This is a genomic window from [Limnothrix rosea] IAM M-220 (assembly GCF_001904615.1).
Taxonomy (GTDB): Bacteria; Cyanobacteriota; Cyanobacteriia; order Cyanobacteriales; family MRBY01; genus MRBY01.
Genome location: NZ_MRBY01000030.1, coordinates 1 through 14841, shown reverse-complemented (window position 1 = coordinate 14841; position 14841 = coordinate 1). Strand labels below are relative to the sequence as shown.

Sequence of the window (14841 nt, the reverse complement as noted above, 5' to 3'; positions counted from 1 at the left end):
ATCTTATTTAGATAAGCGGGATATGCTGGCATCCTGATAGTAATGTTGAAGAATACTTTGGTAGTTCATACCTTTTTGAGCTAAACCATTTGCTCCCCATTGGCTTAGGCCAACGCCGTGTCCAAAACCTTTGCCGTAAATGTAAACGTTACCGCCTTGAATTGTTGCGCTGATCAGTGTGCTACGAAGGTCTAGTAGTTTACGGAGTTGGTCACCGCTAATGTTTTTTGAGCCGCGATCGCCGACAATTTTGACAGAGACCGTCCGGCCTTGAGGGGTTTTACGCTGGGGAATAATTTGTCGAACTGTACCAACACCACCAACAAGCTGACCTAAACGGCTAGCGGAAATATTTTTACCCCATTGATAAACAGGAGCAGATTGGTCGTAGTCCACAACACCACGTAAATAAGGTAGAGGACGACTCCAAACATCTTCAACATTTTCTGTATGGCCACCAGAAGAGGCATGGAAAACTGCCAAAATCACGTCGCCATTGTAGGTCATGACCTGATTTGTTGTTGCTTTTACGGCTTCATGGGTTGTGCTGTACTCCGTATTTAGACCCTTATAAACTTGTGTCGCCGTGGTTGTGTCGAGATCATACAGATTACGAGCATTTTCCGTACGTTTTTTCAGGGCATAGGTGCGAGCTGCAACGGCTTGGGCTTTTAAGGCTTCCTGTGGCCAACTGGGAATAGCTTCTGCGCCGACTACGCTATATAAATATTCTTCTAGATCAACGTGGTTAATGGCTAAAACACCGCCGTCTTTGATGCTGATTTGTGATTTACCGCGATACCAGCGATCGCCGATCCAGACGTAGCCACCATTTTTCGGTTCAATCCACAGTTCACCAGCTTGCCAACGCTCAAAAGCAAGTTGATTTCCTTGCTTACCAACATTGAAAGCACTCATCGCAGAAATTTCACCAAGAACTTGGCCACGCCCATCTTTAACTAAAGCGTTCGTTGAGCTACCGACTTGCACTCTTGAAGCAGCTTTCGTCACAGCAATACGCATATCCACCGCCGCTTGAGCCGGAGCTAGCATTGCCAGCCATAATAAACCCGATACCAACCAAGGATATCCGCCCAACCTTTGCAAGGGTCTAAACATAAACACAATAGAAATCAACAGGGAATGTAGCAATCAAGTTTTATGCACCTAATGTGTACTTTTGAGATTCAATTCTCTCTCTATTTGTTCCACAATTTTTTTATGTATCGGACAAACTTAGCATGAAATTTGAGGGGTCTTTATGGATTAAGGCAACATTTCCGGCGTAAACCCCACTTTTTTTGCTGGCATTTCAATCCAAAAAATCAATTTTGCAAAGCTTACAACGCTGATGATGACCCAATTTCACCCATGTTTTTTTGATTTCGAATTATCTTGGCCTGTTGCAAAAGCTTTCCTAGAAATATCTACGCATCATAATTTCAAATATTTTGAATGGATTTTAAAAATAATTTATCCCTCTAACAGGCAAGGGATTCCCATAGACTCTATCCTGCGCCGAGAAGCCATCTTTAACCCTTCCTATCTGTTGTGATTCAGGGATTTTAGAACAGCCTTGCTTCCGGAAGGGGCATATGTAATTGCCATTTTAGATAGCTATCCGTTGGGGCGATCGCCTCAATGGATAGCTAAAAAATCAAGCAACGACTCAAACTCTCAAACTACTGAGATGTTTCAGTACGTGCCAGCAACACTGGGCAAGGCGAATTTACCCGCACATAGTCCGACAGAGAAGTCCCGAGTAGACGATCCAAGTCCGGCAACGTTTTGGCAATCGAAGGACGGCGATCGGGAGAACCAAGCACGAGAAGATCCACATCCTGTTCTCCAGCAACAGTACAAATTGTGGCCCCAGGGCGGCCACCAACAACAAGGGTGCGATACTTTGCACCCATTTGCTTCGCGAGCTTAATCGCCGGTTCAAGGGTGGGGTTAGCATCCATATCTGCTTGGGAAAGCGCTAAATTAGGAGGCAAATCCGGGTTCACCCGCAACAAAACAACTTCACAGCCCGGATAATCTCGCACCATTTGTAGAGCAAGGTTTAGACCATACATCGCTGCATCAGACTTATCGATCGCCACCATCACTTTTTTTAGAGTGCGGACATAAATATCATCCTTCACGAGAAGCATCGGACGATTTGTAAGCTGGAAAACATACTGACTAACAGAGTTCGACAAAATTGATTGGAGGCGCTTGAGACCGCGTGACCCCATCAAAATTAAGTCTGCGTCAATTTCTTCAGCCACAGCACGCACAACATCCTTTGGATCACCTTGCCTCAAAATGGTGTTGACATTTTCAGGGTTGAGCTTGAGATCTTGGATAGCTTGGGCCAGTAGTTTGCCCCCTTCTTCATAGCCGCTCTGTTCAGAGTCTGGCGTGAGACTTTTCTTGACAACGTGCAAAATGTTGACACTAGTGTCACGAAACGCTGGCAACTTGAGGAGGTTTTTGAGCATGTCTTGGACTTGCCCCGTACCAGAATCTGCAAAAAGAATTTTTCTAATCATGGAACGATGTTTATATTTCTTAATGGCTTTTATATGCTTTAGATCCAGCATACTCCGTTCTGTCGGTTGGAAATTTTAAAGGATATTACATAATAGAAACGGTCTTTTTAAGGGATTTTATTTGCGATGGATTTAATGCGGTCGCTACCGATTGGGTTGTATTTGGAGCAGCCTCGCACTTGGCTTCATCGTCTCGACCCCCGTACCAAGTTGGTTTGGTTGATGACATTTCTCATTGCCCCAATTTTGGCGAACAACCCTTGGCGTTTAGGACTGGTTGGATTATTGATCTTCATTACGCTCACGGCACGGATTCCACTGCGAGTCTGGAAACAGCAAATGGGATTACTCTTACTTTTTTGCGTCGTTCTTTTTGTAATGACGTTGGTTGCGCCGGATGGATTAGTGTTAGATCATCAGCCTCGTTTGCCTGCTGAAGATGTGGCGATCGCCCAGCCCTACGAATATGTCATGTGGCAATTCAACTTTATTAAAGTCACCCGTCTCAAATTAGATCTAGGGATTCGTCTCAGTAGCCAAATTTTCACCTTACTCTACAGCACAAATCTATATCTACTCACTACCGCTTCAGAAGAGATTACAGCAGGCTTAGAATATATTTTTGCGCCGCTGAAACGATTTAAATTACCCGTTACCGAGACGCTTTTAACCCTGACCCTTTCACTGCGATTCATTCCTTTAGTTTTAGAAGAAATCCAAAACCTGATTCGCTCTGTGCGAACCCGTGCAATTAACTGGAAAAAACTAGGTTTAAAACAAGGCTTTCAATTATGGTTAATGGTTTCCGAAAAACTTCTCGAAAATTTGCTCATGCGTGCCGAACAAATCTCGACAGCAATGGACATTCGTGGCTTCACAACGCCTAGTCGACATCAAGTGCAATGGCATCAACTGCGTCTTCACATATGGGATTGGATCTTTTTGTTTTGTCTCGTTCCTTTTTGGTACTGTCGTATTTTGTTCGGGATGCGTTTACTTTAATATTTTCCGCTGAACATTCCGGTTGTGTCCGATGCTAAAAATCAATAGCAAAGTGTTGATATTTTCGGTGAAAAAATAAGGCGATCGCCGTTGATAAGACATATTGATGGAGTGACAAAGATCTTCATTTTATCCATTACACGTACATAAACTTTCCCTATCCAGATCAATAATAAACTAGTCTTTACGAGTTGGGAAACCTAAAACATTAATAAGCATGCATTAGTGATTTTAAAGCATTACTCATACTTATTAAGTAAATCAAGATCTTGAGGGATTAATACATAAAAAATAATTGGCTTTTGATTTCCATAAAGCCTGTATTTTTGGCGATATTTTTTTGAGAAGAATTGATATTTATCTTTCCTTGTACCGTAGAGATGGGCGTAGTGAATTTCACCATGTATTCCCCTGACTATTACATATATAAATTTGCGGTATTTTCACGATCTTGATGCCATTTTTGAGGATTATCAGCGATATATTGGCGAATGCGATGTAATGCAATTTCGTCGCGAATAATGTGGTCATAAAACCGCGATTGCCATCGAAAATCAGAATATCCTAATTGCCAAATTTGTTTAGTACATACAGATTTAAATTGTCCGATAATTGCGCCCAATGATTTGGATTTTAATCCCGTTGCGTTATGGGTATGTTGTTGGGTCGTCTGTACAGAGGGAGATGCAGGTTTGAAAATTTTGGGGGGCGATCGCCGGATATATGGCGATATAGAGGGATGGGGATTAATAAATTTTTTGGAATGGGATGGCGATCGGCTACGGATAAGGGGCGGATGAATAGAGACGTTCCGACGGGTTGGATGAATAGAGACGTTCCGGCGGGTTGGATGAGTAGAGACGTTCCGGCAGGTCGGATGAATAGAGACGTTCCGGCGGGTTGGATGAGTAGAGACGTTCCGCCGGAACGTCTGTACATCAGCAGAGAATCCGTTATTAATGGCGACGATCCCATGAAAATGATTAGGCATCACCACCCATTCATCTGGTATTACATATGGTCGAATTTGTGGGGTTTTGATCCATTCCTGAGCAACAATTTCACCGATCGCCGATAATTGCATTTCGCCATTAACCACCTCCCCGAAAAAATGTTGACGGTCATAGGTGCAAATAGTGATGAAATAAAATCCATTAGATCGATAATCCCAGCCCTTTAAACGTGCTGATGCAATGCGATATGTATTCTTATATAGCATCATCAGCTGCACCACCTTTTAACATAAAATAAAGACCCATCCCCTGCAGAATATCAAATACATTAGTTGGCGATGTGCCAACCTACTTCTGCTCTGCCGATGAGTAAAGATACAAGCACCAATCTGGAGCCAGCGCAATCAATCGCCTAAATGTTTTGTAATAAGTAAAATGGACGTAACTGGATTCGAACCAGTGACCCCATCGATGTCAACGATGTACTCTAACCAACTGAGCTATACGTCCGGGTCGCAAACAAGATTTAAATATAGCAGTGACTAAGATAAATTGGCAAGATATTTAAGCAAATAAAAAATTAAGGATTGCTTTATGATGAATGTTTGATTAGAATGACATCGGTTATTCAGGCTACCAAGTCCCCTACGATCTTTGAGTCAATCCCTAGATATTCCGACCCTTGATACCTTGGCGCAAGAGCTTGCTGCGATTCAGCAAACGGGCTCCAAACGTATTGCTCTTCTCGGTACGCGCCATGTCCCCATCACCCATCAACATCTGATTGAGATGATGAGCTATGCCCTTGCCCTTGGGGGAAATCGGATTATTACATCGGGTGCAACAGGCACCAATTCGGCAGCAATTAAAGGCGTGATGCGGGCGGACTCTAGTCTTTTAACTGTTATTTTGCCCCAGAGCTTGGCTCGTCAACCCCGCGAATCGCGGGTACAGCTGGAAAAGGTTGTTCATCTCGTTGAGCATTCTGAGAATGATAGTTTGAGCCTTGGGGAAGCGAGCGCCCTTTGCAATAGTGAAATTGTTTCCCGCTGCCAACAGCTTATTTGTTTTGCGTTTCACGATAGCGATACGTTGCTGCAAACTTGTAAGGAAGCGGAAGAACAACGGAAACTTGTCACCCTCTTCTATTTTGATTAGGTTAAGCTTTTAACCGAAGAATTTTTGTGAGGTTTTGCTTGTGGGTTTATCGGTTACCACGGTATTGATTTATTCGTTAATTGGGGCAGTGGTTTTAGCTTATGCCCCCTATGTCGTCACGGCGATCGCCCGTGTCAAAATGGCGAAAGAAATGGAAAATAGCATGGAAATGTTTAAGAAACCCCGTGCTTATACAGAGTCTTTACCGGACTATGCGAAACGAGCTAATTGGGCTCACCAAAATGGTTTTGAAGCGTTAATTGTTTACTGTGCTTCTTCCCTCGCTGCAGTGGCTACAGGGGTTGATTCTCCCTTAGCAATCTATGCGGCGATCGCCTTTTGTGTTGCGCGTGCTTTATTTTCAGTGTTTTATATTGCAAATATTGCCCCGCTGCGTTCGATGATGTTTGGTGTCGCGAATCTCTGTAACATCGTTTTATTTTCCCTCAGCGTCGCAGCTGTCCAAAACCTGTAAAATCAAAATCCAACGTAAATCTATTTAACCTCGTTATTCGTCTATGGCTTCTACAAATTCCTTTGATGTTGTGAGTGACTTTGACCGCCAAGAGTTAGTCAATACTATCGATCAGGCCCTGCGTGATGTGAAAACTCGCTACGATCTGAAGGATACAAAAACAACCATTGAGCTAGGCGAAGACACGATCACCATTAACACGGCGAGTGATTTTACGTTGGATGCGGTGCAAACAATTTTGGTGACAAAGGCTGTTAAGCGCAGTCTATCGCCGAAGCTATTCGATTATGGCGATCCGGAATCGGCGAGCGGTGGCAGAATTCGTCAGGTGATTACCCTGCGCCGTGGTATTTCTAAGGATGACGCAAAAAAAATCACCAAAATGGTGAAAACTGATTTTAAAAAGGTACAGGCTTCCATTCAAGGGGATTCGGTACGGGTTTCGAGTAAATCCAAAGATGATTTGCAGGCAGTGATGCAGGCCATCCGCGACCTCGATTTTCCGATGCCCATTCAATTTAATAATTACCGATGAATCAGTTATCAGTTATCAGTTATCAGATATCGGTTTCGAAATTTGATTTTACGGATTACTGGTCACTGTTAATAGGTTAAGCCGGTCACGCTGAGAAAGCTGAGATCGTAGTAGGACAAAATGTAGGCGATCGCCAAGAGTATGCCGCTGGTGAAGTGAAATTTTACGGCGAAGAATTTGGCGTTTTTTACTTTTTCCGGGTCAGCGTGATTGGTACGGACATGGTTGATCAGTTGCAGGGCAAAGGGCGCGCTACCGAAGCTAATGAGCATCCAAGGCGACCAAATGCCGAGGGCGATTAGACCACAAGTAAACAGGAGAACCATAACAAGACTGTAGGTTAAAACTTCTGCACCACGAGCCGTACCAAGGCGCACAATGGGAGATCTTTTGCCCGCTGCGAGATCATCTTCTGCTTGGTGAAAGTGGGAGCAAAATAAAATAATGCTCGTGGTGAGGGCAACCCAAATCGAGGCAAGACAAGCATTGGGCGTAAGGGTTTCAGCTTGGCTATAAAACACGCCTAAACCGGTGATCACATAGGCAATAAAACAGACTAATTCGCCGATGCCTAAATAGCCCAGTCGAAAGGGTGGCCCTTGATAGGTGTAGGCGATCGCCGACGCAAGACCAAGCAAACCTAGCGTTGTCCAATCCTGCTGGAGATAACTAATGAGCGCAACATTGCCTAACCCCAGTGCGAGGAAACCATTGGCTAGCCAAAAAATCAGTTGGCGATCGCCAGTGATATTTACAAAAGAAGACGCTTTATTAATGTCGATACCCGTATCAGAATCAAAGACATCATTACTCAAATTCATCCAAGCAATTAGACAAACCGCAGCAAACAGAAATAGCCCAAAGCGCAACCCATTAAAAACTCCCAGTTCACCATAGGCAGCAGCCGTCGCCACAATAATCGGTGTAATAGCCACCGTATAGATCGGCGGTTTTATTGCCGCTAGCCATAACCTTTGAGCAGGTACTGCTGGGGAAGCTGTTTTATCAGTGAGCATTCTTTCCTACATGAGCCAAATTTCTCAAAGCAGTGTATCTCAACTTCCTCTCCAACAGCACAATATGCTTCACACTCCTGTCATAAAAAATCTGGCATGGCAGCCCATCAACCCCATAAATAAGCAAAACGAAATCCGATAATAAGGAAAGAGAAACCCTCGCCTTGACAACAAAACTTTTGAAAAAAAAACACAGCGAGCAGCTACCCCTAAAGCACGAAAACCCTAGTAGCCATCAAAAAATCGCTGATTTCTGTACAGCGGACTACCGCATATTTCAGGGAAATACCTAAAAATGTAGAGAGAACTGTAGTAAGGACAATTGTTATAATTACGAAAGCTTCATGAATTTTCTGTAAAGATTTTCTGATTTAGGTCATTTTTTTTTAGTAAAGTGACACATGGGCTTTACAAATACTTCAAAAAAACCTCGGATAACTGGATTAATCGGATAACTGGATTAAGACGAAGTTTTAAGTTTAGAAAATTCCCCGCAAGGCTCAAAGGCGATCGCCTCCCCATCGTAGCGACGAGCTCTAGCCCCCAAACCGTTTTTTTCTCCAACAACTTTCTCAAACAGGTAGATGCACACCATGACCAACAACAACCCAGCTCCCATCGGCGAACTTCTCACCTCAGCAGGACTCATTTCTGAAGGTCAACTGCAAACAGCACTCTACGACCAGCAGGTTTACCAAGATATGCGCTTTGGCGACATTTTAGCGACGCGCGGGTGGCTCTCGAAGCAAACAGTTGATTTTTTCTGCAATGTTTTTCAGAACGGTGCACCGATGCACAATAAACGCCCCCTCCTTGGAGAATGCTTAGCAGAAGCGGCACTTATTGACGAAGAACAGATCCAGCAGATTCTCGAAGAGCAGCGGGTCAATCATTTGCGTTTTGGCTCTTTAGCCGTTTTGAAAGGCTATATTTCCCAGCGCACCCTTGACTTTTTTCTCAAACATACTGGGTCTGGCTCGACGAGCAGTGATCATTATTTCCAAGGGAGTTCGCAACTTGATGCAGCGAAAAAGACCCTTGCCCAAAACTATCGCCAAACAACGCCTCAAGAACAAACCTTGACAGCAAAAGACACCCTAGGCAGCAGCACTCAGCCACAATATCAAACGGCACCATCGCAACAGCCAAAGCAGGAAGTTGAAATTAACTGGATTTAGTGAACTAGCTTGAAGCGAGCTTTATTCCTTGAACGGCGATCGCCCATCGAGTATTTTGAGGACTTCGCGGGCAGCCAATTTTTGTTTAAACCAAATAAGGTGATTGGGTAGTTCTTTGAAATTGACACCTGCTTTTTGGAGATTGAGGCGTTCTGATATAGCGACAATCAAGTTTGGGTAGTCGGCACGGCGAATTTTAGAGAATTTTTTCTGGAGATATTCTGGTCGCCAGTAGCCCACAATTTCGAGCAGAAACTCCTGCCCATCGGGATGCACCAAGCGAAAATCTGGAATCATCACACTACCGGGCAACGGAATCAAGTCGACTTCTCGCTCTAGTCGCCACTCGGTTTGGAGTTTTTGCCAGCTTTTCACAAAGGACGCTTCGAGCATACTATCGTAGGGTTTGCCCGGTGGATAATGACTGACCAAGCCACAGTCGTCGTCGAGGGTGAATTTACTGTTGCGAATGGTATTGGCGTAATTATCTTTGTATTGCAGTTGGGCTTCGAGCTGCCATTTACTCACGTGCAGCAAGGCTGGCAGCATTTTGGCGATCGCCAAACCGTAGCGAGTACTGGGCTTAAACAAACTGGTGGGACCATCAATGGTGATCGTAAAACCTGTCTCTGCCTCGCCTTCGATATAGGTCATTAGTTGAAAGAGTTTGAGATAGCGAAAGAGCAGTTTATATTCACCCGGATCGTTGCGGTGGGCATGGATTATCAAATAATTTGCTTTATAAAAAATGCCTTGGGTTTGGGAAAGGTTGTAGCGATGAATTAGTGCCTTAGGTTCCGGTGCATCGAATTCAGTGAGAATGTGATTTTCCGGTAAGTCTGCGTACAATCCTTCTGCGACATCATGGGGAAAAATTTCCCGTTCGTGAGCTTTACTTAATTCGGTGGCGATCGCCTCTAATACCTGCATTTTTCGATCTGGGATAGGCAAGCCCCCACAGGATGCCGTAAAAACTTTCTCTCGCAATAAACTTGGTTCGAGGGGACTAACAATTTCAAACGTTGAAAAATGATTTTTGAGGAGATGGGCTAAACCCCGTTTCACTTTAAAATCCGTACTTTCCCCCTCAATCTCCAATAATCGCTCCTGTAGGATTTTTTTTGGCTCCCCGCGACAATCTTCAAAACATTGAATGAGTTCCGCTGCAAGGGCGATCGCCGACTTTGAGAGGGATAAATGTTTTGGGACGAGAGACTCCCCTTGGCGACGATGTAATAGCAGATCAGAAGGTAGCATAATTTGTAACTTTTGTTACCAAAATAGAGACCCAGTATTTTGAGAGGTTAATGTTAAATTTCGCTGATTTATTTCCGACGAAGCTAAGATTTTGAGCTTCTATCCCAAGATGTAAATCCGTTAACATAAACATTATTAATATAAATTAGAGCGCTGGCTAAAAAGATCTTCGATGGATAACTTATTGACGGCGAAACGCACCACCTACCGACCCCTTGAGTGCCGTCCTGATAGCTATCAAGGCTGGTATCAACAGGGTAATATTCGTTGGCAATCAGGGCATATTGATGAAGCTCTATTGTGTTTTAGCCGTGCCATTGAATATCATCCCGGCGACTATTGGGCTTGGTACAAGCAGGCAATGGCCTATGAAAAATTAGGCTTGCCCCACGAGGCGATTGACAGTTATGCGCGCGCCTGTGACATTTCCCCTGAAAATTATTGGTCTTGGTACGATCAGGGTTGCCTCTACATGGAAAAACTTGCAAATTATGATCAGGCGATCGCCTGTTTTGAGGAAGCAATTAAAGCCCATCCAGAGGACTATTGGTGCAACTACCGTCTGGGTGAATGTTGGCGGTTATTAGGTCGTTATTCCCGGGCGATCGCCCATTATGACCAAGCTCTAGAGCTACGTCCTCACGACTATTGGTGTTGGTATCGCCGCGGAGATGCCTTGCGGGAATGGGGACAACCGGAAGTTGCCCTGACAAGCTATGACCGAGCCCTCGAAGCGAAATCCAGTGACTTTTGGGCTTGGTATCAACGGGGTCGCATCTTAGAAGAATTAGAACAGTACAACGACGCAATTGAATGTTTTGAACAAGCCCTTGTTGATATTCCCGCAGATGCAGATACTTGGTACGAACAGGCCTATTGCTTCGCGAAAATCGGTGATTTCCATGAGGCTTTTAATAGCCTAGAAGCGGCGATTCAGCTTGACCCAGAAGTTTTTTTCCCCCAAGCAGAAGACGAAATCTGCTTTGCGCCCCTCTGGAAAATGTCTCGTTGGGACGATTTAAACGATCTATACGATGCGTTGCATATTGATTAATGCCATTAATTGCAGGTGTCGATGAAGTGGGACGGGGCTGTTTATTCGGCTCCGTTTTTGCTGCGGTTGTCGTGATTTCGCCAGAGCAAGAACGACAATTGTGGGATGTTGGCGTTAAGGACAGTAAAAAGCTCTCTGAAAAAAAACGAGAATTACTGGTTCCGCACATTAAAGACATCGTGACTGATTGGGCGATCGCCTCAGCTTCTGTAGCAGAAATTGACGAGATTAATATCCTGCAAGCCACATTTTTAGCAATGGGTCGAGCCGTAGAAAATTTAAAAATCAAACCCGACCACTGTCTGATTGACGGCAATAAACTGATTCCCAATTTTGCCTATTCCCAAGAAGCGTTGGTGAAGGGTGATGCTAAATCCGGGGCGATCGCCGCCGCAAGTATTTTGGCAAAAGTAGCCCGAGACCAAGAAATTATCGCGTTAGCTGAGACCTATCCTCAATACGATTTAGCCAGCAATAAAGGCTACGGGACAAAGAAACATCGCCAAGCAATTTTGCAGTATGGTTTAACGTCGGAACATCGCCAATCTTTCAAAATCAAAGAACTCAAACAGCTTTCTCTAAAACTGGATTAGCTAGCGTAATTGGGCGATCGCCACCATATCTTTTTTTCGTGTTGAGTGAGTGGTGATAACCTGAGAAAAAATAGGGTTAAACATTAATCTATGGCTACAGTCCTTACTACCGAAGAGATTGCTGAATTGCGTGGATCTTTCGATCAAGTTCCTGAGAGTTTATCAACATTAGACGTAATTGAACTGTGTGATGGCAATATCGAGCAGGCGATCAGCGCTCTTGCTCCGCAGTTCGGCATAAATATTACGCGGGCTGACGAGAGACCAATAGATAAATATATTCAGGGTTTTAGTCACATCATTTGCGACGAGGATTTTATGGATGACCTCATGGGAGGTTTACTGACTGCGGCAGTGGCGGGTCTAGCTACGGCTGGTCAAATTCCGACGGCGATCGCCACACCGATTGTGCTGTATGTCGCAAAAAAAGGTGTAAAAAAATGGTGCTCGACTCGGACTTAGATTCCCACGACGGTAAAGGCTGCCCAGTAATAAGGATGTCGATAATCAGACTCTGGTTTGAGAAGTACGCCCTTGAGTGAAATTAGGAAAAGTTGGACTTTTTTCTCTGGCAATCTTCGCTGCACAATGGGTGTGATGCTATCGATAAATGCTTGTCCTTTTTCTGGGGTCAGGGTACGCATCCACTGTTGAGCTTGGTTAAGGGCGACGGCGACATGAAGGGAATCTTGTTTGAGGTTTTGGTAGGTTTTAATAAGCAAAATTGCTGTGGCTAGGTCGTTTACTGGCCAAAGACTACTGATGACAGCGGAGGCTCCGGCATAGATAAAGCCACTGGGTAAACCAATATATTCATCACCGAGAGAGCTTAAGTCAGTAATTCCGGTTTCGCAGGCGGAGAGAGTTACAAGACGACAGTTGGGCAAATTTAGCTCAAAAATTTCTGCAAGGGTCAGGCGGTTATCTTCTTCATTCGCGGTTTTGTTGAGGAGAAGGGCAGAGTTGAGGGGTGACTGAAAATTAAATGTGCCGTGGCAGGAGAAATGGAGATGGCTTATTTTTTCTAAGTTGGTATGGGTGCGGAAGTTCGTTTCTGAGGCGTTATCGCGGTCAAGGATATCGACTTCTTGGAAATAGTCACTGACAGCTTCTACTTCCAACTCTGAGAAGAGTAGATCTTCGGTGGGATTTTTAATCGCAAAAAAGTGATCTTTGTTGGTGGGTTTTTCTTGGCGTTCAAGAACTTGCAGGAGCTGACAACTGGGAGCGTAGCTAACCCCAGCAGGAAATTTATCCAGTAAGCAACTATCATCGACTAGGGGCAACGCATGGAGCGGCAGAAAATGCAGGGAGCGATGGGGAATGAGGATTAGTTTGGTGAGATTAAATTGTTGGAGTTGTTCAAGGATTTGGTCGAGTTGAAGGGCTTCACGGAGGTTGATCCAGACTGCTTCTAATTCTTCCTTTGCGGACGAATCGGTAAAACGTTTTGTTTGGTCATACAGCTCTAAATATTGTTGAACAGCACCTGCTATAGTTTCAGTTTTAACGGTGTGGAGAATGGGTTGAGTTTGATTTTTTGTGATGAGGAAAGCGAAGGTTTTTTCTGAAGTGATGTACCACTCCACAATGGCAGTCTGGTCATCCAGTAAATCCTGAATATCACCAAAGGTGATGGGTTGAACGGTCTGGGTAAGTGTAAAAGTCGGGTCGATAGGCTTGATTTTTTCGAGTACTTTGTCGAGTTCGATTCGGGCTTGTTTGAGTTCAGCAGAAATCTGTTCACGGGCTTGCTGAGTCAAAGGATTAGTATCGTTGCGATTGGATTGTTCGAGGACTTGTAACTGACGATCTAGGGTTGGAATTCGGCGACGAAGTTCTTTTAGCTTTTCGATATCTTCTGGATCAACATCACCTTTTGGATAAAGCTCACGACTAGCGAGCAGTTCAGTTACATTACGGGCTTTACTGCGCTCAGCATAGATTAAAGCTTGATCAATTTGATTTAGTTCAATATGACTCTGAGTAATATTTGCAAATACTTGAATAGACTCAGCAATAATTTCTTGGCGGCGGCGATCGCTAATTACAACATTACGAGAATTTTCAATTACATCTATTGCAAGCCGATATGAACTAATAGTCTTGAACCATTGTTTTGTGAAGAAATAAAGATTTCCAAGATTACTTGCAGATTTCAAGCAGTCTAATGGGAAATTATCTTTAGTGTAAATTTCTAAAGCCTTTTGATAACAGCTGATTGCTTGTTCGACATTGTTATATTTCGTGTAAGTAGTCGCCAAATTATGCTGGGTCATTGCCCAATGTTCAGGTAATGCCTCACGAGTGTAAGTTTCAAGGACACGAAGATAGCCTGATATAGTAAATTCCTTAAATGCAGGATTATCTGCATAGAACTCGGAGCACACATTAACTAGATGAAACTGGGAACTTGCCCATTGCTGAGGAAATTCTTCACTGGTATAAACTTCAAGAGCTTGAAAATAATTAGTCGCTGCCAGTCTTAAGTTATCAGTGCGATTGCCTTGAATACGAAAATGGTAAGCAATGCCTAGATTATGTCGTGTCATCGCCCACCTCTCTGGAAATGTTTTATAGGTAAATACTTTAAGAGCTTTTTTATAAGTCACTATTGCCTGTTCAATATTCTTCTCACGATCACCATCAATTCGGTTATTGTAGGCAGCAGCTAAATTATTCTGAGTCGCAGCCCACTTTTCTGGAAATGTTTTATAGGTAAATACTTTAAGAGCTTTTTTATAAGTCACTATTGCCTGTTCAATGTTTTCTGAATAATCACCCTTAAGACGAATTCTGTAAGCATTTGCTAAATTCATCTGCCCAATTGCCCAATCTTCTGGAGATGTTTTATGAGTAAAAATACTGAGAGACTTTTTATGAGCAGAAATAGCTATTTCAATATTTTCTATATGATCGCCAACGATACGGTCAAAATAAGCGTTACCCAAATAATTTTGGATTCTTGCCCAATCTTCTGAAAGTGTGTCATGGATCTGCATAGATAAAATCATTGAGTATCCTTGAACTCAGTACAGGACAAAACTGGAAAAAAGTAGGAGGAGAGGGTTTGATAGAAATTA

Annotated in this window: 15 protein-coding genes and 1 tRNA gene; 8 read left to right on the top strand and 8 right to left on the bottom strand. The window is 43.7% G+C overall.

Annotated elements, in window-relative coordinates; all coding sequences use genetic code 11:
• Positions 1-3 precede the first annotated feature (3 nt).
• Together NIES208_RS12150 and NIES208_RS12145 are read right to left on the bottom strand one after the other, a co-directional pair.
• Positions 4-1119, bottom strand: a complete 1116-nt coding sequence (locus NIES208_RS12150) for a SpoIID/LytB domain-containing protein (RefSeq protein ID WP_075893119.1) — start codon at positions 1117-1119, stop codon at positions 4-6.
• 563 nt (positions 1120-1682) lie between these two features.
• Positions 1683-2537, bottom strand: a complete 855-nt coding sequence (locus NIES208_RS12145; RefSeq protein WP_075893117.1) for a universal stress protein — start codon at positions 2535-2537, stop codon at positions 1683-1685.
• Between the two features lie 126 nt (positions 2538-2663).
• Here NIES208_RS12145 and NIES208_RS12140 point away from each other — a divergent pair, with 126 nt between their 5' ends.
• On the top strand, positions 2664-3539 hold the full coding sequence (locus NIES208_RS12140) for an energy-coupling factor transporter transmembrane component T family protein (protein ID WP_075893115.1): 876 nt from the start codon (positions 2664-2666) through the stop codon (positions 3537-3539).
• A 418-nt stretch (positions 3540-3957) separates the two neighbouring features.
• On the opposite strand, the gene NIES208_RS18620 is transcribed toward NIES208_RS12140, so the two are convergent.
• Together NIES208_RS18620 and NIES208_RS12125 are read right to left on the bottom strand one after the other, a co-directional pair.
• A complete protein-coding gene (locus NIES208_RS18620) occupies positions 3958-4761 on the bottom strand; it encodes a transposase (RefSeq protein WP_139325047.1) in 804 nt (267 codons plus the stop codon).
• Positions 4762-4928: 167 nt separating this feature from the next.
• A tRNA-Val gene (locus NIES208_RS12125) sits at positions 4929-5002 on the bottom strand.
• A gap of 144 nt (positions 5003-5146) precedes the next feature.
• Here NIES208_RS12125 and NIES208_RS12120 point away from each other — a divergent pair.
• Genes NIES208_RS12120 through NIES208_RS12110 form a run of 3 tightly spaced genes read left to right on the top strand, consistent with a single transcriptional unit; the run spans position 5147 to position 6660 of the window.
• Entirely contained in the window at positions 5147-5650 is a 504-nt protein-coding gene (locus tag NIES208_RS12120) for a DNA recombination-mediator protein A (protein WP_075893109.1), read from the top strand.
• Positions 5651-5690: 40 nt separating this feature from the next.
• Positions 5691-6125 (top strand): MAPEG family protein, encoded by a 435-nt coding sequence (locus NIES208_RS12115; protein WP_075893107.1) that lies wholly within the window; start codon positions 5691-5693, stop codon positions 6123-6125.
• 43 nt (positions 6126-6168) lie between these two features.
• On the top strand, positions 6169-6660 hold the full coding sequence (locus NIES208_RS12110; RefSeq protein ID WP_075893105.1) for a YajQ family cyclic di-GMP-binding protein: 492 nt from the start codon (positions 6169-6171) through the stop codon (positions 6658-6660).
• 68 nt (positions 6661-6728) lie between these two features.
• Here the strand turns inward: NIES208_RS12110 and menA are convergent, their stop codons facing one another.
• Both menA and NIES208_RS19690 read right to left on the bottom strand, forming a co-directional pair.
• A complete protein-coding gene (menA, locus tag NIES208_RS12105) occupies positions 6729-7676 on the bottom strand; it encodes a 2-carboxy-1,4-naphthoquinone phytyltransferase (protein ID WP_075893103.1) in 948 nt (315 codons plus the stop codon).
• Positions 7677-8136: 460 nt separating this feature from the next.
• Entirely contained in the window at positions 8137-8271 is a 135-nt protein-coding gene (locus tag NIES208_RS19690; protein WP_282956456.1) for a hypothetical protein, read from the bottom strand.
• Here NIES208_RS19690 and NIES208_RS12100 point away from each other — a divergent pair.
• Positions 8270-8854 (top strand): cyclic di-GMP-binding domain-containing protein, MshE-related, encoded by a 585-nt coding sequence (locus NIES208_RS12100; RefSeq protein ID WP_075893101.1) that lies wholly within the window; start codon positions 8270-8272, stop codon positions 8852-8854. The genes NIES208_RS19690 and NIES208_RS12100 overlap by 2 nt on opposite strands.
• A gap of 21 nt (positions 8855-8875) precedes the next feature.
• Here the strand turns inward: NIES208_RS12100 and NIES208_RS12095 are convergent, their stop codons facing one another.
• Positions 8876-10111 (bottom strand): DUF790 family protein, encoded by a 1236-nt coding sequence (locus NIES208_RS12095; protein ID WP_075893099.1) that lies wholly within the window; start codon positions 10109-10111, stop codon positions 8876-8878.
• Positions 10112-10283: 172 nt separating this feature from the next.
• Here NIES208_RS12095 and NIES208_RS12090 point away from each other — a divergent pair, with 172 nt between their 5' ends.
• From NIES208_RS12090 to NIES208_RS12080, 3 genes are all read left to right on the top strand, one after another.
• The gene (locus tag NIES208_RS12090) at positions 10284-11165 is read left to right on the top strand and encodes a tetratricopeptide repeat protein (protein ID WP_075893097.1); all 882 of its coding nucleotides are present in this window, start codon (positions 10284-10286) and stop codon (positions 11163-11165) included.
• Complete coding sequence (locus NIES208_RS12085; RefSeq protein WP_075893095.1) at positions 11165-11758, top strand: ribonuclease HII; 594 nt, start codon at positions 11165-11167, stop codon at positions 11756-11758. The genes NIES208_RS12090 and NIES208_RS12085 overlap by 1 nt, the downstream gene beginning before the upstream one ends.
• 90 nt (positions 11759-11848) lie before the next feature.
• On the top strand, positions 11849-12220 hold the full coding sequence (locus tag NIES208_RS12080) for a hypothetical protein (protein ID WP_075893093.1): 372 nt from the start codon (positions 11849-11851) through the stop codon (positions 12218-12220).
• Here the strand turns inward: NIES208_RS12080 and NIES208_RS12075 are convergent.
• On the bottom strand, positions 12217-14772 hold the full coding sequence (locus NIES208_RS12075; RefSeq protein WP_075893091.1) for a CHAT domain-containing protein: 2556 nt from the start codon (positions 14770-14772) through the stop codon (positions 12217-12219). The two genes, NIES208_RS12080 and NIES208_RS12075, sit on opposite strands and share 4 nt — an antisense overlap.
• Between the last annotated feature and the right edge of the window lie 69 nt (positions 14773-14841).